Genomic DNA, 20956 nt, shown 5'->3' with positions numbered 1-20956 from the left:
AGCGGAATGACCAAAGATTGGCGTCAAAAGGTGCTTGAGTCTATTCAAGCGCCTTATTCCCTTATTACGATCGCGCACGATCCGGATTTGCTGCTGCAGGACGAAGGAATCGTTTGCGAATTGCAGGAGCGCGGGATCGAAATCGCGGACTTTCAGGACCGGGCCGTATTCCGCTATTGGTACGAAAGCCGCAATAGGCTGAGCGGCGGCGGGCGGCATGTGCTGATCCGTCTGCAAGCCGGGGCTGTGGAGGATATTCCCTACGACGTATGGGTGCAAGGACATCATGTTTCGCTTAGCAAAAGCGCCTTGTTCCCAAGCTTGTCCGCAGCGGTCGTACGTGAACTCGATTGGCGTACGATGGACGCGCTGTCGTCGCTAGAGGATATTCCGGTCAGACGATCGGACGCCGAGACGATCGATTTTGTGCTGAAACGGATATACAAATTGACGTACGACACCGTCGATACGGTCGCAGAGCTTCTGCTGCTGTGTTTGGCCCGGCACCGTCTGCCCTTCCGTATGCCTGAAGCGGCCGAGCGTCATTTGTCCGAAGCGTTAGGCCGTAAAGCGCTGCTCGTTCCTCGTGCGGATATCGCAGGGCTGCTTCGTTCTTCAGTCACTTGCTACGGTTTCCTGCAAGAGGAATGGCACAGCTTCCTGGCGAATGGAGCGATGGAAAGCCATGCTTTCTGGAACCCCAGTCTGCAAAATGCGCTCGCCGGCTTATTCCGCATGGGGACGCTTGTGCCTGTGCGGGTCGAGGCGGCCGGGCTGCCCGATGCGCTGTTATTCGGCGTTCTTCGCGATGAAGCGTTTGCCCGCCGCATATCGATAGACGAACACATTTCGCGGATCGACAAGCTGCTGGAGCAAAAACCGGACCGGCGCGGCTGGATCGAGATCGTCCGGCTTTACGGCAGAGCGAAAGCAAGCTTGTTCGAGCTGGGTTTTGAAGACGGCCATATTGCGTACAGCCCCCACCGCGCGGTGAGTATGACGGCGGCCGATCAACCGCATGCCCGGCTGAAAGCGCTGGAGCAGTCGATCGAGGCGAAATTCGCGGTATGGCTGGACGCCCATTACGGCGCGCTCGCTTCTTTGTCGGACCGTCATGCACCCGTCATGCTTCATCAGGCTGCGGAGTACATGCATCTGCAAGGGTCGCCCAAAAAAGCTATAATAGTGATGGACGGGATGAGCTTCGTGCAATGGAGCCAGGTCCGCTCGTATTTGCAGCCCTTTTTCGATTTCATGGAGAATGGAGTCTTTGCCTGGATTCCGACGCTTACTTCCGTATCCAGACAGGCGATATTTACAGGCGAGATGCCGAGGGCTTACGGCGAAACGATCCATACGACAGCCGGCGAAGAGAAAGCGTGGAAGGCTTGCTGGGCCCGGTATGGCGCGGCTCCAATCCATGTCGCCTATGAGAAATCGCTTGGTCAAGGAGAATATGACCGGGCGGAGATTAAGGCGCTCGCCAAACCGAGCGTCAAGGCGGCCGGCCTCGTCGTGGACATGATCGACAAGCTGACGCATAACGCCATTCAAGGCCAATTGGGTATGTACAGCCAGATCGCCATTTGGTTAAGAGGCGGGTATTTGCAAGCGCTGCTTCGCGACTTGCTGGACGCCGGTTTCGACGTATATATCACCTCGGATCACGGCAATAAAGAAAGCGTAGGTATCGGAGCCGTCCGGGAAGGCGTGCTGGCCGATACGAGAGGGGAGCGCGTCCGGATTTACCGGTCGCGGGAGCTGAGAGACCGGGCTGCCGGGATGTATCCGTCGCGGAGCTGGAAGGACGCCGGGTTGCCGGATGCGTTTCACGTGCTGATCGCGAACTATGGCGAGGCTTATGTGAAAGCAGGCGAAGCCGTCGTCAGCCATGGCGGGGCAAGCATTGAGGAAGTTATCGTTCCTTTCGTACGGGTGAACAAAAGAGCGGAATGAAGGTGCGGGAAATGAAAAAAGCGGTAGGCTTCGACCAGAAGCTGCAGGAGCATCAATTGGACTATGTAGTCCGCGAGTTCGCAAGGGCGGAAAGCCGGCAGCAGTTGTATGATCAAGTCGATCAATATTTAATGGCGGATATCGCAGGGGCCAAATCCAGAGCGAATGCGCGGACGATTTTGTTCAAAATATGGGTGTTGGTCGACGAGGAGCATGTCGAGCTTCGCGACCGTGCCGTTCAGCTGTTCCAAACTGCGGACAAGGAAGAAAGACTGCTGCTGCATTGGGGAATGATGATGCTTGCGTATCCTTTCTGGAGAGATATGGCGGATCAGGCGGGACGTCTGCTTCAGCTTCACGGCGAATTTTCCAGCGTGCAGCTGGCGCGGAAAATGTTTGCGCTGTACGGCGAGCGCCGTAGAGTGAGCGTCTCCGTAGGCGCCGTTCTGGGAACGTTCAAGTCGTTTGACGTTATCGCGGAGCAGAAAAAAACGTACGGCAGCGCCGAGAAAAAGCCGATTCGGCAGACGGAGCTTAAGCTGTGGTTTCTCGAAGTTCTGCTTCGTGCTGCGGAACGATCGGCAATCGAGCTCAAGCAGCTTGAGAACGAGCCTTGCTTATTTCCCTTTGCGCTGGACATAACGGAAAGCGAAGCGCGGAGCGGCCGTTTGCAGATCACACGGCAAGGACTGGATATGGTGATGGCGGGTTTGACATAAGCTGCGTTGTTCGCGCTCAGCTTCGGGGCGCGTTCAGGTTTGCGTATTAGCAAGTCTGCCTTCTCGGGCTTCGGAGAACGCATTAAAATCCTTTTGCCAGAATTTACAGATTCAAGTACGATGGCGGTATAATACATACCGCCTTTTTGGTTTTTCCGGAATGTGAACAAATCGGCGCGGGGAGGGCACTATGAAGCTGATTCGTCGTTTATGGGCACAGGTTACATCACGATTGCTGTATAAGATGATCATTCTTTATTCGATGCTGATTGTCATTCCGCTAGCCGTCATTATCAGCTTATTTTATTTCCGTTCGACAGAGATTATCGAGACCAAGATGCGGGAAGCGACAAGCCAGACGCTTGTTGAAACGGCCGATAAAATCGACGGCATGTTAAAATTGTTCGCGCAGAAAGCGGATACAATTGTCCTTGATCTGGATATCTACCGCTTACTCAAAAATGAGGCGGAAACCGAAACGGTTGCTTTGACCGCCGAAGAAAAACAGCAGACCATCGAGAGGATTGAAACGCTGTTAAATCGGGAGGCGGCTGCGAACGACATGATCGATGCGATCTATATTTTTGCTGCAAACGGCGAGGTTTATGCATCCGCAGATGCAATGGAAGTAGTGAGCTACCCGGCACTGACCTTTATTGCGAACGAGACGCCAGGACAGATGGGCTGGGCGTTCTTCACGGATCATCAGCGTCTGATTTCAGCTATGGATATTAATAATCGAACAACAGGGCGGAAGATCGGCATGATTTCACTGGCCATTAAACCGCAAAGCGTTATCCAAATGTACGACTCGTATTCCGACAACTCTTTTTATATTGCTAATTCCGGCAATTTAATTATGTCCGCTCATGACAGCCGCTTGATCGGTTCCCGCTTGAAGCTGGCTAGCGACGATAAGAACACGATCGTAAATAAACGGACCTCGTCATATTCCGGTCTTGTGTACTACAGCATGATCCCCCAAAAATTAATGAAAAAGGAGATCGAAGATTTAGCCTATTTTGCAGCCGGCATTACAATTGCTGCTTGGGTGGTCGTACTCCTCCTTACTGTTCTTATCTTGCGTCATATTACGAATCCGCTTGTGAAGCTGGCGAAGCTGATGCGTTTGGCGGAAAGGGAAAATTTCAAACTGATGGATACGGTCCGCACCCGCGACGAGATCGCCCAAGTGTGCAACAGCTTTAACCGTTTGATTACGGAGATTCAGCACTTGATCCAGAAGGTATACAAAACCGAGTTGTTAAAAAAAGAAGCGGATTTGAAAGCGATTAAAATGCATCTGAATCCCCACTTTCTGTACAATACGATGGAATCGGTCAGTATTTTGGCGGGTGAAGCCGGCTCTAAGGAAGTGCCGGAGATGATTCGTACGCTTTCCAGGATTTTGCGTTTTTCGATATCGCCGATCGAGGATTTTATCGCTTTGAGAACCGAGATGAAATTGGCTGTATCTTATTTGCAGTTGCACAAATATCGTTACAAGGATCGTTTATCCTGGCAAACGGAGATGGATGAAGCCTTATCCGGGCTCAAAGTGCCCAAGCTGATTTTGCAACCTATTGTGGAAAACGCCATTATTCACGGCATCGATCGTATCGACAGGCCGGGCATGATCCGGATTCGAGCCTACGAGCAAGACTTCGATCTTTGGCTGGAGGTAGAGGATGACGGGCCGGGGATGTATGCCGCGCCTGCTCCGGATCGTCTGGGCACCGGTCTTGCCAATGTGGAATCGCGAATCAAAATCTATTACGGTCAAGAATACGGTCTCTCGATCATCAAAAAGCAAGATGGCGAAACCGGAATGATTGTCCGCATCCGTTTGCCTATCAGTCTCGAAAATAAGGAGAGAGATATCGAATGAGAATCATGGTTGTGGATGACGAACAATTGATTCGCCAGCGTTTGGCGGGGCTTTCAGAGTGGGAGCAGCTTGGCTGCAGCATTGTCGGAGAGGCGGGCAACGGAGTGGAAGCGCTTGAGGTTGCCCGTCAATGCCGGCCCGATCTGATGATTACGGACGTCCGTATGCCATTAATGGACGGCATGCAGCTGGCCGAAGAAATTCGCGTGTTATATCCGCGCACACATATTATTTTTATTTCCGCTTACCATGATTTTGTGTATGCGAAGCAGGCAATCAAACTCGGGGCCATCGACTTCATCACGAAACCGATTAATCCTGTCGAGCTGCTGGAAGCTGTCGAGCTGGTCATGGAGGGCGCAAGCCATGCGAATGCGGATGATCGTCTGAAGCAGGAGAAGCTGGTGCGGTCGCTTCTGATCGGCGGCGGGGAAGCGGCGGCGGATATCGAGAGCGAGCCTGGCTGGGCGGAGGTTGCGGGCAAGCAGGCAATCATGCTATCGATTGAAATCGATAATATCGAACTGACCGGCGATGCGGGGGATCCCCATATCTTGTTCATGCTGCGGGAAACGGTCAGTCACTTGATGGGGCGCTATCCCTACCCTTATTGGATTTGCTTGAACCGTCGAGGCGTTTATTTAATTCTCTTTCAGCCGGACGAGCGAATGTGGGATATGAAGACTGACAGCATGCAGATTTCTCGGGATATTGTATCCCGTATGCAATCCGCCTTCGAGCACACGATCTCGATCGGCATCAGCCGGACGCTGCCTTCCGTTATGTACTTGCATGAAGGGCTGGAACAAATTCGGAAATGTCTTGACTATCGGATGCTGCTGGGCAAGGGTTCGATTATTTCTGCAGATGCTTTGTCCCTGATCCGCGACGAGTCGATCATGCAGGATGACATGCATATTTCGCATCTGACAGAGATTCTTCGCAGCGGAAGTTTGGAGCAAATCGTTCTCTTTACGCGCCAAGTGTACCGCGATATGTTGGCCACAGGCTTCGATAAAAATCGGGTGCATCAGTATGCAATCGAATTGATCGAGCGGGCTGAAGACATTATGGACGAGTACCAGTTGTCGGGCTCCAAGGAGGAGCGGCAAGAGACGGAGAGACACATTTTGTCTTATGACACCTTATCAGACCTGCTGAAATTTCTGGAGGGCAAGCTTACGAAGATGGCTGGCCAAATAGCGGCGTTCAACAAGGAGTCGCCCCATAGTGTCATCCGAAGCGTGGATCAGTATTTGGAGGATCATTATCAGGAAGAGATCACGCTTGTTTCGTTGTCCAAGGCGCTGCATATTAACCACTCCTATTTGTGCCGGTTGATCAAGAAAGAGACAGGCATTAATTTTCGGGACATGCTGTGGCGGATACGTATCGAGAAAGCAAAGCAACTGCTGGCCAATTCGTTCATGAAAACCACGAATATCGCCTATGAGGTAGGCTTCAAAGATTCTTCCCATTTCAGTCAGTTGTTCAAACGAATGACAGGGATGAGCCCAAAAGATTATCGCGAGGCGAACGCCAAGCAACCGGCCAAAACGAGAAGTCAATTCCAGAACAAAGAGTAGTAAACTCCAGCCCAGTTTTATGCCTCTCTCGCGATTAGAATACTAGTTGAGCCGATCGAATGCAGGCTTATCTTATTCATAAAGCAAGGGGGAGCGCATATTGGGTCAAACGGGAAAAATGGAAATATCGCCAAAAGTCGAGATGCGAGCAGGTTACAGCCGGCTGAGAAGCCGGAATAACTTGATCGCATTCTTATTTCTGCTGCCGACGTTGGTGATGCTGCTGGTTTTTAATTATTATCCTGCAATTGGAGCGTTCTTCTACTCGTTTACGAGCTGGAACGGTTTTAACGCTCCGAAATTTATCGGTTTCAGCAATTTCACGGAAATGTTCGGAACGCCGGTATTTTCTAAGGCATTCTGGAACCTGATGTGGCTCACGCTGTTTCAGATCGTGGCTTCCATCACGATTCCTCTGCTTGTAGCCCGGATGATTTATAAGGTGCGGAGTCAGAAGCTCCAAAATGCGTACCGGATGCTGTTCGTGTTTCCGCTCGTGATCCCGGGGATGGTTATTGTTTTACTCTGGCAATTTATCCTCAATCCCGATGTCGGCATGTTGAATGCGCTGCTTTCTCTGTTCGGGGTACCGGACGAAAAGCTTCCGATCTGGCTGGGCAGCATGGATACGGCGTTATTTGCGCTAATGCTTATCGGTTTTCCTTGGGTGAGCGGCGTATCGCTGCTTATCTTTCTCGCCGGCTTCCAGGGCATCTCGCAGGAAATCGTCGAATCGGCTACCGTGGATGGCGCCACAGGCTTTCGGCTGTTTTACAAAATTGAACTCCCGCTCGTCTTAGCGCAGATCAAGCTGATTTTGATTCTGACGATTATCGGGGGCTTGCAGACCTTTCAGACGCCGCTTGTACTGACTGGTGGCGGACCGGCCAATTCGACGACTGTTCCCGGGCTGCTCATGTATAACGAGGCGATGGTCAACAATCGGATGGGCTTTGCCTGCGCGATCGGCGTCGTTTTATTCATTCTGATCTTTGCGCTAACTTATATCAATAACCGGTATTTGAATTCAACTATGGAATATAGTCCGAGAAAATAGAAGGGAGGGACGCGTGCAGTTATGAAACGCAGACCAAGTTACAGCGGGCTATTGCTTAGACACGGGTCCATTTTATTTTTCGGCATCCTGACGATTCTTCCTTTTTTTATCATGATCAGCTTATCGTTCAAGGATGCGACGCAGTTTAATTTACACCGCTGGAGCGTGACGTTTCCGTTTCATTGGAGCAATTATGCTGCGGCCTGGCACGCCATCCGCAGTTATATCGGCAACAGCTTTATGATTAGCGGGGTAACGGTAATCGGGGTGCTCGTTGTTTCCTGCCTGGCGGCGTATCCATTGGCCAGAATACACTTCTTTATGAAGGAGCAAATCTATTTTCTTATCATTGCGTTATTGATGATTCCTTCGACGTTAACGCTCGTGCCATTATTCAGTCTTATCATCAAGTTCCGTATGCTGGATAGCTGGCTCGGTTTATGGGGGCCGTTCATTGCAGGCGGCCAGGTTTTCTGCATCTTCGTTCTTCGCTCCTTCTTTTCTTCTTTGTCGGAGGAAATGTTCGAGGCAGCACGAATCGACGGGGCGAGCGAGAAGCGAATCTTATTTTCGATTGTGCTGCCGTTGTCGAAAGCGATCATCGCCACGCTTGGCGTACTGAATATATTGGGCACATGGAACGACTACATTTGGCCGTTGATGGTCATTACGGATGACCGCCTAATGCCGCTGACAATTGGGCTCATGGCGTTTCAGCAGCAGTTTACGACCGACTGGGGCCCTCTGTTTGCGGGTTATGTGCTCGCCTCAATTCCGTTGTTGATCTTGTTCGTCTTTACGAGCAAGCAATTTGTAGAAGGATTGTCTTCCGGATCCGTGAAAATGTAGCTGCGTATCAAGAGATAGAAATAAGCAAGGAGGAGGTTAGCCATGAATTCCAAATCGACGCAGGCAGTTACATTGGAAGAGATTGTGCAGGCTTTTCAACAAGTGGGTGTCTCAGCAGGCGATACCGTTCTGATTCATTCTTCTTTACAAAGCTTCGGTCATGTGATCGGAGGCCCGATTAGTGTCATCGACGCCATTAAGACAGCGGTGACAGCAAGCGGAACAGTCGTTTTTCCAACGCTTGTGCAGCAGGATTTTCAGAATGCTTACCGCAACTGGGATATCCGGACATCCCCCTCTGACGTAGGCCGAATTACCGAAGTGTTCCGGCTTCTTCCGGACAGTGTCAGAAGCGATCAGGCGACACATTCGGTTGCGGCTTGGGGAAAAGGGGCGGACGAGCTCACTGCCGAGCATTCGGCATACGGTCCGCGCATGGGCGTATTCGGGGATTATTGCTTCTCTTATTCATCACCGTGGCAGAAAATGTATTTGCAGCAAGCGCGAATCGTCTTTATCGGCGTTAGCATGAATTACAATACGTTCAAGCATTTTGCCGAATATAGTCTGGTCGAGCACTACTGCAACGCGATCGGGGAGCCTGCCAGAAAGTGCGAAGCGATGTCGAAGCTTGCCAGACACGGCGTTCCGGGCGTATGGCCGTTCCATAATGCGGCCAAGACGCAGGAGCTCCTTGAGGCGAACGGGTTGATCTCGTATGCCCGGTGCGGAAACTCGTTATTTACCGGCATTAAGGCGAACGACTATGTCGACCATGTGCTGCAAGCGTTTAAGGCAAACCCTGCCAAATGGTTCGACGAGGCTTTCCTTAGCTGGCTCGAACAAGACGTATTTGGTCATTAGATCAGGGATTACATAAGGAGGAACGATCATGTTTATCGATATTCATGCTCATGCTTACCGGAAGCCCGTGCCTTTTGTCGTTCAGTTTTGCACACCCGAGGAATTGATTCAGCGCTATGACGAGCTGGGGATTGAACGGGGCGTCTTGCTGCCGGTCGTCAGTCCTGAAATTTATTTTCCACAAGCGAATGAGGATATTCTGGACATGGCCGAGCAGTATCCCGACCGTTTTATCCCGTACTGCAACGTCGACCCGCGAGCCTTGACCAATTGTGCCGAAGCTCCGCTGGAGAACGTGCTGGCTTACTATAAGGAGAAGGGCTGCAAAGGCCTAGGAGAGGTGATGCTGAACGCTGAGCTGATGAATCCGCTTGTGCAAAATTTGTTCCGGGCAGCGGAAAGCGTCGGTCTCCCGGTCGTCTTCGACGGTTCCGATCAGAAAACCGGATCTTTCGGTTTGTATGACGATCCCGGTCTGCCGCAATTGGAGCATACGCTGCAAAGATACCCGAATCTAAGCATTTTTGGACACGGGCCGGTGTTCTGGGCGGAAATCGGACGTTTGGAAACGCCCGGCGAGCGGTCATTCCTTTTCCGTCCGAGGGGCGGCCAGGTCGGGAGACTGCCTAGCGGACCGATCAAGGAAGAGGGGGTCGTCCCCAAGTTGTTCCGCAGATATCCGAATTTGTATGGCGATCTTTCCGATTTTACGGCGCATAATGCGATTGTTCGCGATCCCGAGTACGGGCCGAAGTTTTTGACGGAATTTCAGGATCGGCTGTTTTTCGGCACGGATATTTGCTTTAAAGGTATGAAGGTTGATTTGGTCGACACGCTCATCCAGTGGCGCGATACGAATAAAATCAGCGAAGCTGTATTTCAGAAAATCGCCAGAGAAAATGCGATCAAATTTTTGGGGCTGAAATAGGGAGTTGATCAAAAGTCAATTCCAGAACAAAGAGTAGTAAATTGCAGCTCTATATAATGCACTTTATCGAGTTTAGAATTCGAATTGAGCAAAGGCATTGCTCACTATGATGTACATGGGGGGATTAATGAATGCAGCAAAGACAGCGTCACAACAGAAATCGATTTACCTTGTTGCTCGCATGGGTTGCCATTTGCGCGCTCATGCTCGCGGCTTGCTCGAGCGGCAAAGGTACGCCGGCGGCAAACGAAAGCGCCGGACAATCGCCGGCTTCATCGGCGCCGCCGGAATCGGCGAAGCCGGCGGCAGACGGGAAGAAGTGGGTAATCCGCTTCGATCCGCAAATGCATCTGCCCAAGAAGCCCGACGCCAAGGATCCGACGGAAAAGCGTGCGCTCGACGATCTGAACAAGGAGTATGAAGCGCTTCACCCAAATGTCAAGATTGAGTTGGTCAAGGTCCCTACGACCCAGGATCGCAACGCTTGGCTGCAAGCACGGATGATGGCGAAGGATGCGCCGGATATTTTCTGGGCGCAATTCGAATCGACCTGGGATCATTATCAGAAAGGCTGGTTTTATGCGGTAGACGATTGGCTTAAGCAGCCGAACCCGTACAATGGGAATAAGATTTGGGGCGATACGTTCGTGCCTGGCGTTCTCGATTCCGTGCGGGCGCCGGACGGCAAGCTGTATGATATTCCGTCGGATGGCGTAGGTGTGGCTATCTACTACAATAAAACGATATTCAAGGAATTAGGCTTGAACGTGCCTAAGACTTGGCAAGAGTTTATGAATGTGCAGGCCAAAATCAAGGAGAGCGGAAAGACGCCGTTCGCGTTTATGCATGTGGACAAAGGCTGCTGTGATCTTTCTTGGACGGACTCGCTTATGAATAGTCAATTTATGCGAAGCGATCTTGCGAAATACGACACGGACCATAACAACCGGGTCGACACCCCTGAGATTGCCCAAGCGGTCAAAAATGGTACACTGCCGGAATTGGAGGTGCTGCGCCAGCAGTTGATCTTGTACAAGGAATGGTCGCAATATTGGCCGAAAGGATTTTTGAGCAAATACGACCAGAGCGAAATGTTCAGCTCGGGCAAAGCTGCGATGCAGTACGGAGGCAGTTGGTCGATAACAGCGCTTAAGACGATGAATCTTCCCTTCGAGTGGGGAGTCTTCAATTTTCCTGTCATCACGAAGGAGTCGGCATCGCTGGCATCTGGGAAAGGCTCCAAAGTTCTTGGCGCTTGGGGACCCGGACAATGGGTCATTCCGGGATACATGAAGCAGGAGGAGCCGGAGAAGCTTGCGGTTATTATGGATTATCTGATGTTCTTAAGCACCCCGGAACATAATACGATCATTTCCAAAGAGACCGAATCGGAGCCGTACATCGTGGGAGCGGAAGCCTCGAGCGGACATGAAGTGTTCATCGAAGATTTGCCGTTGACGGTTATTCAAGGGTACGACGTTTACTTGGGCAAAACCTATTCCGACATGTGGGAAAATGCCGTTATTAAATATTTGAGCGGCGCTCAGGATATCGAAACTACGCTAAGCGACCTTCAGAAGGCATACAAGAAAGGCGCAGAGGAAATGTTGGCCGGGCAATAGACGGGCTCTATCGCAAATCGGGGAAGAGGATTGAACAGCGCCTCTTCTCCTTGCTTTATCAATCTCCGTTTACATGAATGGGAGGATAAGAGGATGATCGTACGAGGGAAAGCTCGACTGGCCTTGCTTCTGTCTTTCTGCTTACTGTTTCAGCTTCTATTTGTCATCCAGGCAAAGCCCGCCGCAGCGGAATCGCCTATCAATCTGATTGAAAACCCAGGCTTTGAGGATACGACGGATCACATACCTGCGCATTGGCTGGTCATTGGAGATGTTTGGAACGACGGCATTCGTGCATCCGCAGCGGCAGCGCGAAGCGGCAATTACGGTGTCGCCATTGAAACGAACATAGCGAACAATCCCTGGGTGGCCTTTCCCGTCCCGGTCGAGGAGGGTGCCACGTATGAGATAACGTCCTGGTTTAAGACGATCGGGGTTAGCGGAGATGTGGGCTATAAAGTCGAGTTTTTTAAAGGAATCGACAGAACGGATGCAAACTGGATTTACGGTTATCCGTACTACGCGGAGTCTTCCCTTAATGAACCGATCTTTCGTAAACTCGTATACGAAATCGAGGCGCCGGCGGAAGCAAAATATATGTATGTGTATTTGCGGCTGTATGGAACTGGAACCGTTTACTTCGATGATGTGTCCGTCATCAAAAGCAAGAGCAAACCGCAGATCATCGTGGATTCCGAACATAGGTATTACTATTCTGACATTGCGGACGGCAACGTCGATTTGAAGATTGCGCCGGAGGACGGCATGTTAGCAAATAAAACCGTCGATATTCGCATTGTAAATGAACAATCCGATGCCGTTTTGTTTATGGATAGCGGTGTCCCGGCAGCCGAAACCGTGTCGATTCCATTCGACACGTCGAACATGATTTTGCAGCAGCCGTACCGGATTGAAGCGGAGCTGAAGGATGGTCAGAGCCAGTTGATCGAAAGCGCCGAGCAGACGATCTATCGCTGGGCAAGGCCGACAACGCTGCCGGATAACGGACGGATACTTGTTGACGGGCAGCCTTTTTTCCCGGTGGTAGCCTATCATGCCGGCCCGGAAGATTACCCCTACTTGCAGGCCATCGGCGTGAATACGGTTCAAGGGACAAATACAACCGATGCGGATACGCTGGAATCGGAATTGAATGCGGCGCATGCGAATGGCCTGAAAATGCTCGTTACGCTCTACAACGGCATGACAGTGAAGGAAAACGCCCAGATGACCGAGAAATTCGTGACCCGATTCAAGGATCATCCGGCAGTACTCGGCTATATGGTCATGGATGAGCCGTCAACGAACGGAATTCCTAATTCGGATCTGATTGACGCTTACAAGCTGATCCGTTCTATCGATCCTGCACATCCGACATATATGGTAGAGGAGGATTGGAAAGCATATCGCTACACCGGGCATGCGACGGATATTCTGGTCACCGATGTGTATCCGATTAGAGAGGGAAGCGCCGCTCTTCCGCTCCATTCCGTTGGCGAACATGTGCGCAAGGCAGTCGCGAGCGTGGGAGACAGCAAACCGGTATGGACCGTTCTGCAAACTTTCAAATATAGCAATAGCTTTTTTACTACATTGCCGACGGAAGATCAATTGCGCAATATGGCGTATCAGGCAATTCTTTCAGGCGCCAAAGGCTTGGCCTTTTATGCCCTCTATGATCCGGGCTGGGATTTGCTCCATTCGGATTTTTACCCTATTATGGTGAAATTCAAAACGGAGCTTGCGTTTATTCGCAGTCTGGTTATTGAAGGAACACAGTCAGACGCTTATCTGGATAACGACAACAATGTGCAATGGGCTATGTACAGCAAGGGAGATGAGCAGTACGCCATCGCCATCAATATGACGCAAGAAGCGCAAACAGCGACTATCCCTCTTGCGCATGCAGGAAATGATGTAGAGTTGTTGTATGGCGATTCGCACGAGCAGGCGGGCAGTTGGACGCAGCAGCTTGCGGTGAATCTCAAGCCCGAGCAGACGCTTGTGTATCGGATAAAGCCTTTTGCAGCGGGAGCGAATCAAGCAAGCGGCAAGTTGAGCGGCGCGCAGACGCTCATTGCGGACAGCGAATGGCAAAACGACGTGCAAGGGCTGATTGTGCAGCTGCAGCAATTGAAGAGCGCCTTGCAGGCGCAGTCCGTTAACGCCGGGGGAGCTATGAATTTGGCTGCAAGTACGCTGGGCGATATCGCCGATTTGAAGGACTGGGTCAGCGGGAAGTCCGATCAGCAGCTGGAAGGCAAAAGGGAGGAACTGAACGCAGTGCTGGATCAGGCGGCTGCCGATCTGATGCCGATTATGCAAGCAGCAGCCAAATTCGATTTGCAGCTCAGCGCTGCGCCGCAGCTGGCAGGTGATGAACTGGAATTGAACGTAGGCATTCACAACGCCGGCAATCAGGAAATGGAAAGCGTTCAACTGCGTATCGAGCTGCCGGCGGAAATGGATCTTTCATCGATCGAACAAACGATCGGTAACATCCAGAGCGGGAATAGCGCCGACCGGCAGCTGGATGCGGCCCTGCCGGACGATATGCAGCCTGGCGTGTATGCCGTGAAAGCAGTAATCGATTTCCTTTATGAAGGTATACATATCCGTATTCCGGTAGAACGTTCGTTTACCGTACAGCCGCTTCTGACGGCCAAGCTGACGCCGAATTATATCGATATTACCGGAGCGGGCGCTTACACGTTTTCCGTTGAATTACAGAACGGTTCCGGACAGCCGCTTGATGTCGATCTGCAGGCACAGACCGTAAGCGGCATAACGGTCAATCTCGCTTCGGCGGTAACGCTGGCCGGGAACGAGAAGCGAACGGTGCAGGGCAGCATGACGATTCCGGCAAATATGACGCAGGGCGAGTATACCGTAACGATTGAAGCCCTGTCAGCCGGTGTTAGCTACGCGACGCTTCCGCTTCATGTTTACGCGAATACAAACGCGGTATTTAATGGCGGGTTCGAGCGGAAAGCCGCGACAGCGACAACCCCGGAAGGCTGGGACAAATGGGCGGGCGAATGGGATAAGTCAGTTGCCCGCAGCGGTGCTGCGTCTATCAAGCTGAATCCGAATGCGGCGGATCCATGGAATGTCGCAAACACGGATCAGAATCACCTAATCCCGATTTCTCCCGGCTTCAGGTACAAGCTGACCGGCTGGGTCAAGACAGCAGCAACGGCCGGGGAGGTTGCGCTTGGCATTCGCCAAATCGATGCAGCCGGCGACTCGATTCTCTATAACTGGGAGAGAGCGGAGAAAACAGGCGATTGGGAGAAGATCGAAGTTTTCTTCGAAGCGGAGCCGGCGGCGAAACATGCAGCCGTGTATTTCAAGATCGATCAGAACGTGAATGCGCCTGCATGGGTAGATGATCTGGAGCTTAGCCGGATTACGGAGCCCATTAATCCGGTGTTTAATCCCGGATTCGAGAAGAAGGCCGGAGCGGAAAACAGGCCCGACGGCTGGCAGCTATATAACGGAACATGGGACAGCACGGTAGCGCATGGCGGGACGTATTCAGCCAGGTTGAATCCGGATGCGAACGATCCTTTTAATGTCATCAATATGGACGAACCGAAGGCGATTCAAGTTGAAGCCGGTCGCGAATACGTCTTGACGGGCTGGGTCAAAAACAGCGCAACGGTTGGGTCCGCGGCGCTTGGCATCAGAGAGGTCAACGCCGACGGAGAAAGCATCAGGTATACTTGGGCGGAATCGGCTCCAAACAGCGACTGGACGAAGCTGAATGTCTTATTCACAGCGCAGCCGGAAACCCGAACAGTATGGGTGTATTTCAAAATGGATCAAGCGGCGGACGGTCCGGCGTGGCTCGACGATCTCGAGCTGAGCGAGGTCGTGACGGCTCTTGAGGCGGATATGTCCGCGAGCAGCATTGATGCCGATCATACGGGTACGTATCCTTTTGCCGTGGAATTGACGAATGGTTCGAACATTCCGGTCAAGGTCGATCTGCTGCGCGATGTGCCAAACGGTCTTACCGTTACGCTGGATGAAAACATTACGCTGGCGGCGGGCGAGACGAAGACGGTGCAAGGAACGGTGAGCGTCTCGGTCTATACGGCGGATGATGCATACAACGTGACGATCGAAGCGAAGGTTGGGGACGTTAGCTATGCCACGTTGCCGCTTGCGGTGAACGTACGGATACGGCTCGCTGAACGTATTGAAATTAGCGGATTAACCTCGCCGATGACGGTAGGGGCAAAGGCGAATACAGTTGTAACCGCCGTTTACAATCATGGCTCGCCTGTTGATGTTACAGCATCAGCCCAATTCAACAGCAGCAATACGAGCGTGGCGACAGTATCGGCAACCGGGGAAGTAACGGCGGCAAGCGCAGGCTCGACGGTGATTTCGGCTACCTACGGCGAACATACCGCCAGCTTTAACTTGACGGTTACTGCGCTGCCTGACACGAACCAGCCTAATACAAGCCTGCCATACATAATTCAGAATACCGAAACGCCGATTGATAAACCGGCACCCGAAACAAAGACTGACGTGATGACCATCGGACAAGAGCAGGTGAAAGCGGACAAGGACGGCAAAGTTACAGTGGCGCTGCCTGAAGGCAAAAAGAGTCTCGCGATTCCGGTCGAGATTATGAAGCTTCTTGCGGAGACGGGGCTTACGGTGGCGGGAGACGCCGCAAGCATTTCGATTCCGAAGGAGACGTTTCAGACATATCTCCCTCATCTGGGCGGCGGAGGGAGTCTATCTTTCAGGTTTGACAGACTACTTGAAGCGGCCGCCACCGAGCTGCTAGGCAAAATCGACAAGCCGGGCAATTTGCAGTTGCAATCGGCAGGCGACATGATTGACGTGGGCGCGAGTCTAGTTGACAAGGATGGCAAAAAAGCAGCTGCGGCAGTTCAAGGTCAACTCATGACCATAAAGCTTCCCCTCACTCCTGGCGTCGACCCGCGATTAGCAGGCATCTACTTGATTCATGATGACGGCCAATTGGTGTTCATCGGCGGTAAACGCAATGGTGATACGATGGAAGCCGAGATCTCGGACTTCGGCAACTATGCATTGCTGGCATACGATAAGCACTATAACGATGTAAATGCAAGTTACTGGGCTGCCGATACGATCCGCGTGCTGTCGGCGAGACATATCGTGAATGGCAATACTGAAACGGATTTCGCACCCCAAAAGGACATAACACGCGCCGAATTTGCAGCGCTGTTAGTAAGAGCGTTAAACTTGAAGCGACGCAGTACGTCGGCGAATTTCGTTGACGTAGCGGAGACGCAATGGTTTGCCGGGGAAGTGGCGACTGCCAAGGAAGCCGGACTCGTCTATGGGAAGGATGACGGCAAATTTGCTCCGGACCAACCAATAACGCGCGAAGAAATGGCCGTTATGCTGGTGCGGGCATGGGAGCTGCTGTCCGGCAGCCGGAAGCAGGCTGGCAATACGGAGCCGATCGGCGATGTTGGGCAAGCAAGCGTATGGGCGCAGGAGCCGATCCGTTATGCCCTGGAGCAGGGGCTGCTGAATGGGCGTGGAGACGGCAGGTTCGATCCGATGGGGTCAACGAGCCGAGCGGAAAGCGCACAAGCAATATTTAACCTGTTGGGGTTGCAGAACAAGCTGTAATATAAGCAGAAAATTAGTTGCTCTTTCGGCTGCATACCCATTATATATGACATTAACCATAAACATTGCTATTATTAGCTTACGCTAAAGAAAGCCTACAGAGAGAAGCGTACCAAATAAACAGAGGAGAGGAACCATACCATGCTGACATTCCAAAAAGTGACCGCTCCCGAGCACATAGCCGCTACGGCGAGCCTTGCGCATGAAATATGGAACGAGTTTTTTATCCATATAATCAGCCAAGGGCAAATCGATTATATGCTTGAAAAATTTCAATCGGCGGAAGCCATGACCAAGCAGCTTTCAGAAGGGTATGAATACTACCTTTTTATGGAAGGGGACCAGCCGGTCGGTTATTTCGGAGTTCAGCCGCAGGAGGACAATACGCTTTACCTGTCGAAGCTTTACCTGCTCAAAGCCCACCGCGGCAGAGGTTACGCCAGACAAGCTTTCGAGGAAATCAAAGCGATCGCCGCGAGGAACAACCTCAAGCAAATTTGGCTGACCGTCAACATCCATAACGAGGATACGATTGCCGTATACAAACGTTTTGGCATGACTCTCCTTCGCACGCAAGTGGCGGATATCGGAAACGGCTACGTGATGGATGACGAGGTTTACGGTTACGATGTGAAATGAAATGACAAAGACGGCACGCGCTTGAGGCGCATGCCGTCTTTCTTTTTGCCGCATACTGTTATTGCACGGTAACGTTATCCAGCATTAAATAACCGATCGGGTTGAGCCAGAAGCCTTTGACGTTTTTGGAGGAAACGGCTATGTGGTCGATCGTGCGAATCGGCACGACCGGCGCTTCCTTCAGCTCGATTTCTTGAGCTTGCTCGTAAATCGTTTTGCGCTTCTGCGGGTCGATCTCGCGGCGTCCGTCTTCAATCAGCTTGTCCACTTGCGTATTCGTATAGAATGCAAGATTGCCTTTGCTGCCATGGGAGCTGCTGTGGAACACGTTATACTGGTTGTAATCCGCATCGCCGGTCGCATTGCCCCAGCCGCCATAAAACATGCTGTGCTCGCCCTTGCCTGTAATATCGAGATATGCGCCGAATTCCACGACTTTGACTTCGAGGTCGATGCCGATGCCTTTAAGCTGCGATTGCAGAACTTCGGCCACGTTTACGCGCTCCTTGCGGTCGTCGGTGACGATGGACGTTTTCAGCCCGTTCGGATAGCCGGCTTCGGCAAGAAGCTGCTTCGCTTTATTAATGTTGTAGTCGTAATCCGTGAGGTTTGCATTGTAGCCCGGCATTTTGGGCGAAAGCGCCGTCAGCGTCCGGCTGCCCACGTTATTGAATACGCCTTTGATAATGGAATCGCGCTCGATCGCATGGGCGACCGCTTGACGTACGCGTACATCGTCGAACGGCTTTTTCTTGGTGTTAAAACCGATATACTCGACGCCGAGACCTTCCGCCCGCGCCAGCTCCAGCGTTGAGGACGATTGGACGCGGTTCAGCTCCGTAACCGGCAGCTGGTCGGCGATTTGCGCTTCGCCGGATTCGATCATCGCGACGCGCGTCGTGTCTTCCGGCACGACCTTGTACTGGACTTTGTCGACCTTCGGCTTTTCGCCCCAGTAGCCGTCGTATTTGACCAGCACCATCTCTTGTCCCGGCGTCCACGATTGGAATTTGAACGGCCCGGTGCCGATCGGATTTTTGGCCAGCTGGTCCGATTGCTCGGTGATCGCTTTCGGGCTAAGGATGCTGCCTTCGTTGCTTGCCAGAATGGAGAGCAGCGGCGTGTACGGGTAAGCGAGAATGAACTGCACCGTGTGCTCGTCGACGGCTTTGATTTCTTTCACCATCGAGAATTTGCCGGCGAGCGGCGAATTGACCTTCGCATCGAGCGCCCGTTCGAACGTATTCTTGACCGCTTCCGCGTTAAAAGGCGCGCCGTCGTGGAAGGTAACCCCGGTACGAAGTTTGAATTCCCAAGTAAGGTCGTCTACCGCTTTCCATTCCGTAGCGAGCGAAGGCTGGAATTCCATGTTTTTGTCGGTTTTGATCAGCCCTTCGTACACTTTGCCGAAAATATAGTTGGACGATGGAATGTTCGTGATGAACTGCGGGTCCAAATTGTTCGCGTCCGCTTTCCGCGCGACGACAAGCGTGCCGCCCGTTTTGGCCGTGCCGCCGGCGTTGCCTTTGTCCGCATCCGTTTCCGGCTTGGACGAACATCCTGCAAGCGCTGTCGTAAAAATGAGCGACAAGGCGAGGACGCTGCCAAGTACATGCTTTTTATTCATGAAGATGCCCCCTAGTCCGTTTTTCGGCATATCTTCCATATGCTTAGCTGTATTATAAAAAATATTCTGACTTTTACCTTTCACGATCTTTACGTGTATTTACACTATCTTTACTTGTTGGCGGCAAAGCTGGCGTCCTGCAGCAGTCCGATTTTTATCCTGTATCTGCCATTGACTTCAAAGTACTGACACGTTATGATGGTGAAAATATAACTTAAACGTTTCAGTACGAACATTACTTAAACGATTAAGTTGATCATTGGGGGGAAACGTATGTCAAAACGTTCTTTGATTGTTACCGCGCTTGCCGTCCTTACCAGCGTTTCGGTTTTACCCGCATGCGGCAAGAGTGTAAGCCCGCCGGCCGCTCAAGAGCAGGGAGGCACGTCCGAAGGTACGGTCAAACAAGAAGGACTGAAGCCGGAGACCGGCGCACAGCTGCTCGTTTGGGAATCGAAGGGTCCGGAGCTGGATTATTTGAAAGCGGTCGCAGAACAGTTTGAGAAAGACTACGGAGTCAAAGTGAAGGTAGAGCCCGTACCCGCCATCGATTCCGTGAAAAAGCTAACGACGGACGGCCCGGCCGGAATCGGCGCAGACGTTTTCTCAGCGCCTCACGATCATCTCGGCAATGCCGTGATGGCTGGACTTGTGCTGGAGAACGACGTTTTCGACGAAAAGACCAAGAACGAATACATGACTTCGGCCATCGAAGGCGTCAGCAACAACGGGGCGCTGTACGGATTTCCGACGGCGATCGATACGTACGCGCTTTTCTACAATAAGAGCCTTATGCCTACGGCGCCGAAAACGTACGAGGAAATCGTCAAATTCGCCGCTACGTACAACGATCCGAAAAATAAAAAGTATGCGTTCATGTGGAATGTCGGCCAGCTGTATCAAACTTATTCGTTTCTTGCCGGTTACGGAGGATACGTATTTGGAAATAACGGTACTGACGCGAACGACATCGGCTTGAACAATGAAAAGTCGGTCGAGGGCGCAAAATACGTACAATCGCTTAAGCAAATCCTTCCTTTAAATACGAATGACATCAACGACAATATCATTACGGGCTTTTTCCAGGAAGGCAAGACGGCTGCCGTAATCAACGGTCCGTGGCTGCAATCGAGCCTGACCCAAGTAGGGTTCGAATACGGCGTCGCTCCGCTGCCGCTGCTGCCGAACGGCCAGCATCCGAAAAGCTTCTCGGGCATTCGCGGGCTGTACGTCAATTCGTACACGAAGTATCCGGCCGCGGCAAAGCTGTTTGCGAGCTATGCGACGAGCAAGCCGAATTTGTCCAAACGTTTCGAGATGACCAAGCAGCTTCCTCCGCGAAAAGACTTGATGGACGATCCGATCATTACGAAGGACGCCAACGCTTCCGCATTCCTGGAGCAAGCGAAGTATTCCACCCCGATGCCGTCCATTCCGGAAATGGGCAACGTGTGGGTGCCGGCAGGCACCGCGCTAGCCACTCTATGGAACGACAATAAAGACCCGGGCACCGTCTTGAACAGCGCGGTAGACCAAATCAAAACGGCAATCAAGACGAAGAAATAAGGCGGTTTT

At 51.9% G+C, this 20956-nt stretch carries 13 protein-coding genes; 12 read left to right on the top strand and 1 reads right to left on the bottom strand.

The genetic code is table 11. The features are described 5' to 3' along the window. Positions 1-6 precede the first annotated feature (6 nt). The 11 genes from pglZ (at position 7) to DQG23_RS19580 (ending at position 17754) form a co-directional block, all read left to right on the top strand. Positions 7-1956, top strand: coding sequence for a BREX-3 system phosphatase PglZ (pglZ, locus tag DQG23_RS19630; protein ID WP_113032578.1), 1950 nt, complete (start codon positions 7-9; stop codon positions 1954-1956). Between the two features lie 11 nt (positions 1957-1967). After that, positions 1968-2675 carry a hypothetical protein gene (locus DQG23_RS19625; protein ID WP_113032577.1) on the top strand — a complete coding sequence of 236 codons (708 nt, stop codon included), beginning with the start codon at positions 1968-1970 and terminating at the stop codon, positions 2673-2675. Positions 2676-2865: 190 nt separating this feature from the next. Continuing rightward, a complete protein-coding gene (locus DQG23_RS19620) occupies positions 2866-4563 on the top strand; it encodes a sensor histidine kinase (RefSeq protein WP_113032576.1) in 1698 nt (565 codons plus the stop codon). Then, entirely contained in the window at positions 4560-6149 is a 1590-nt protein-coding gene (locus DQG23_RS19615; protein WP_113032575.1) for a response regulator, read from the top strand. Before DQG23_RS19620 ends, DQG23_RS19615 begins: the two co-directional genes overlap by 4 nt. Before the next feature lie 100 nt (positions 6150-6249). After that, positions 6250-7206, top strand: coding sequence for a carbohydrate ABC transporter permease (locus DQG23_RS19610; RefSeq protein ID WP_113032574.1), 957 nt, complete (start codon positions 6250-6252; stop codon positions 7204-7206). Positions 7207-7227: 21 nt separating this feature from the next. Further along, positions 7228-8055, top strand: coding sequence for a carbohydrate ABC transporter permease (locus DQG23_RS19605; RefSeq protein ID WP_113032573.1), 828 nt, complete (start codon positions 7228-7230; stop codon positions 8053-8055). Between the two features lie 42 nt (positions 8056-8097). After that, complete coding sequence (locus DQG23_RS19600) at positions 8098-8919, top strand: AAC(3) family N-acetyltransferase (RefSeq protein WP_113032572.1); 822 nt, start codon at positions 8098-8100, stop codon at positions 8917-8919. A gap of 28 nt (positions 8920-8947) precedes the next feature. Beyond that, positions 8948-9847: an amidohydrolase family protein gene (locus tag DQG23_RS19595; protein ID WP_113032571.1), complete on the top strand. Its 900-nt coding sequence runs from the start codon at positions 8948-8950 to the stop codon at positions 9845-9847. A gap of 131 nt (positions 9848-9978) precedes the next feature. Next, positions 9979-11469 (top strand): ABC transporter substrate-binding protein, encoded by a 1491-nt coding sequence (locus DQG23_RS19590; RefSeq protein WP_113032570.1) that lies wholly within the window; start codon positions 9979-9981, stop codon positions 11467-11469. 93 nt (positions 11470-11562) lie between these two features. After that, entirely contained in the window at positions 11563-17115 is a 5553-nt protein-coding gene (locus DQG23_RS19585; protein WP_113032569.1) for an S-layer homology domain-containing protein, read from the top strand. Positions 17116-17256: 141 nt separating this feature from the next. Further along, a complete protein-coding gene (locus DQG23_RS19580) occupies positions 17257-17754 on the top strand; it encodes a GNAT family N-acetyltransferase (RefSeq protein ID WP_113032568.1) in 498 nt (165 codons plus the stop codon). A 58-nt stretch (positions 17755-17812) separates the two neighbouring features. Here DQG23_RS19580 and DQG23_RS19575 read toward each other — a convergent pair whose 3' ends face one another. Then, entirely contained in the window at positions 17813-19381 is a 1569-nt protein-coding gene (locus DQG23_RS19575; protein WP_113032567.1) for a glutathione ABC transporter substrate-binding protein, read from the bottom strand. A 273-nt stretch (positions 19382-19654) separates the two neighbouring features. Between DQG23_RS19575 and DQG23_RS19570 the strand changes: the two genes are divergently transcribed. After that, positions 19655-20947 (top strand): sugar ABC transporter substrate-binding protein, encoded by a 1293-nt coding sequence (locus DQG23_RS19570; RefSeq protein ID WP_113032566.1) that lies wholly within the window; start codon positions 19655-19657, stop codon positions 20945-20947. Positions 20948-20956 lie beyond the last annotated feature (9 nt).

This window comes from Paenibacillus contaminans, assembly GCF_003285015.1.
Taxonomy (GTDB): domain Bacteria; phylum Bacillota; class Bacilli; order Paenibacillales; family NBRC-103111; genus Paenibacillus_V; species Paenibacillus_V contaminans.
Note: the sequence above shows the minus strand (reverse complement) of the source record. Positions and strands in the feature narration are given on the sequence as shown.

Coding starts and splice junctions, on each gene's coding strand:
- DQG23_RS19605 (WP_113032573.1), top strand. CDS start 7,228: ATGAAACGCAGACCAAGTTACAGCGGGCTATTGCTTAGACACGGGTCC.
- DQG23_RS19590 (WP_113032570.1), top strand. CDS start 9,979: ATGCAGCAAAGACAGCGTCACAACAGAAATCGATTTACCTTGTTGCTC.
- DQG23_RS19575 (WP_113032567.1), bottom strand. CDS start 19,381: ATGAATAAAAAGCATGTACTTGGCAGCGTCCTCGCCTTGTCGCTCATT.
- DQG23_RS19615 (WP_113032575.1), top strand. CDS start 4,560: ATGAGAATCATGGTTGTGGATGACGAACAATTGATTCGCCAGCGTTTG.
- DQG23_RS19580 (WP_113032568.1), top strand. CDS start 17,257: ATGCTGACATTCCAAAAAGTGACCGCTCCCGAGCACATAGCCGCTACG.
- DQG23_RS19620 (WP_113032576.1), top strand. CDS start 2,866: ATGAAGCTGATTCGTCGTTTATGGGCACAGGTTACATCACGATTGCTG.
- DQG23_RS19600 (WP_113032572.1), top strand. CDS start 8,098: ATGAATTCCAAATCGACGCAGGCAGTTACATTGGAAGAGATTGTGCAG.
- DQG23_RS19570 (WP_113032566.1), top strand. CDS start 19,655: ATGTCAAAACGTTCTTTGATTGTTACCGCGCTTGCCGTCCTTACCAGC.
- pglZ (WP_113032578.1), top strand. CDS start 7: ATGACCAAAGATTGGCGTCAAAAGGTGCTTGAGTCTATTCAAGCGCCT.
- DQG23_RS19625 (WP_113032577.1), top strand. CDS start 1,968: ATGAAAAAAGCGGTAGGCTTCGACCAGAAGCTGCAGGAGCATCAATTG.
- DQG23_RS19595 (WP_113032571.1), top strand. CDS start 8,948: ATGTTTATCGATATTCATGCTCATGCTTACCGGAAGCCCGTGCCTTTT.
- DQG23_RS19585 (WP_113032569.1), top strand. CDS start 11,563: ATGATCGTACGAGGGAAAGCTCGACTGGCCTTGCTTCTGTCTTTCTGC.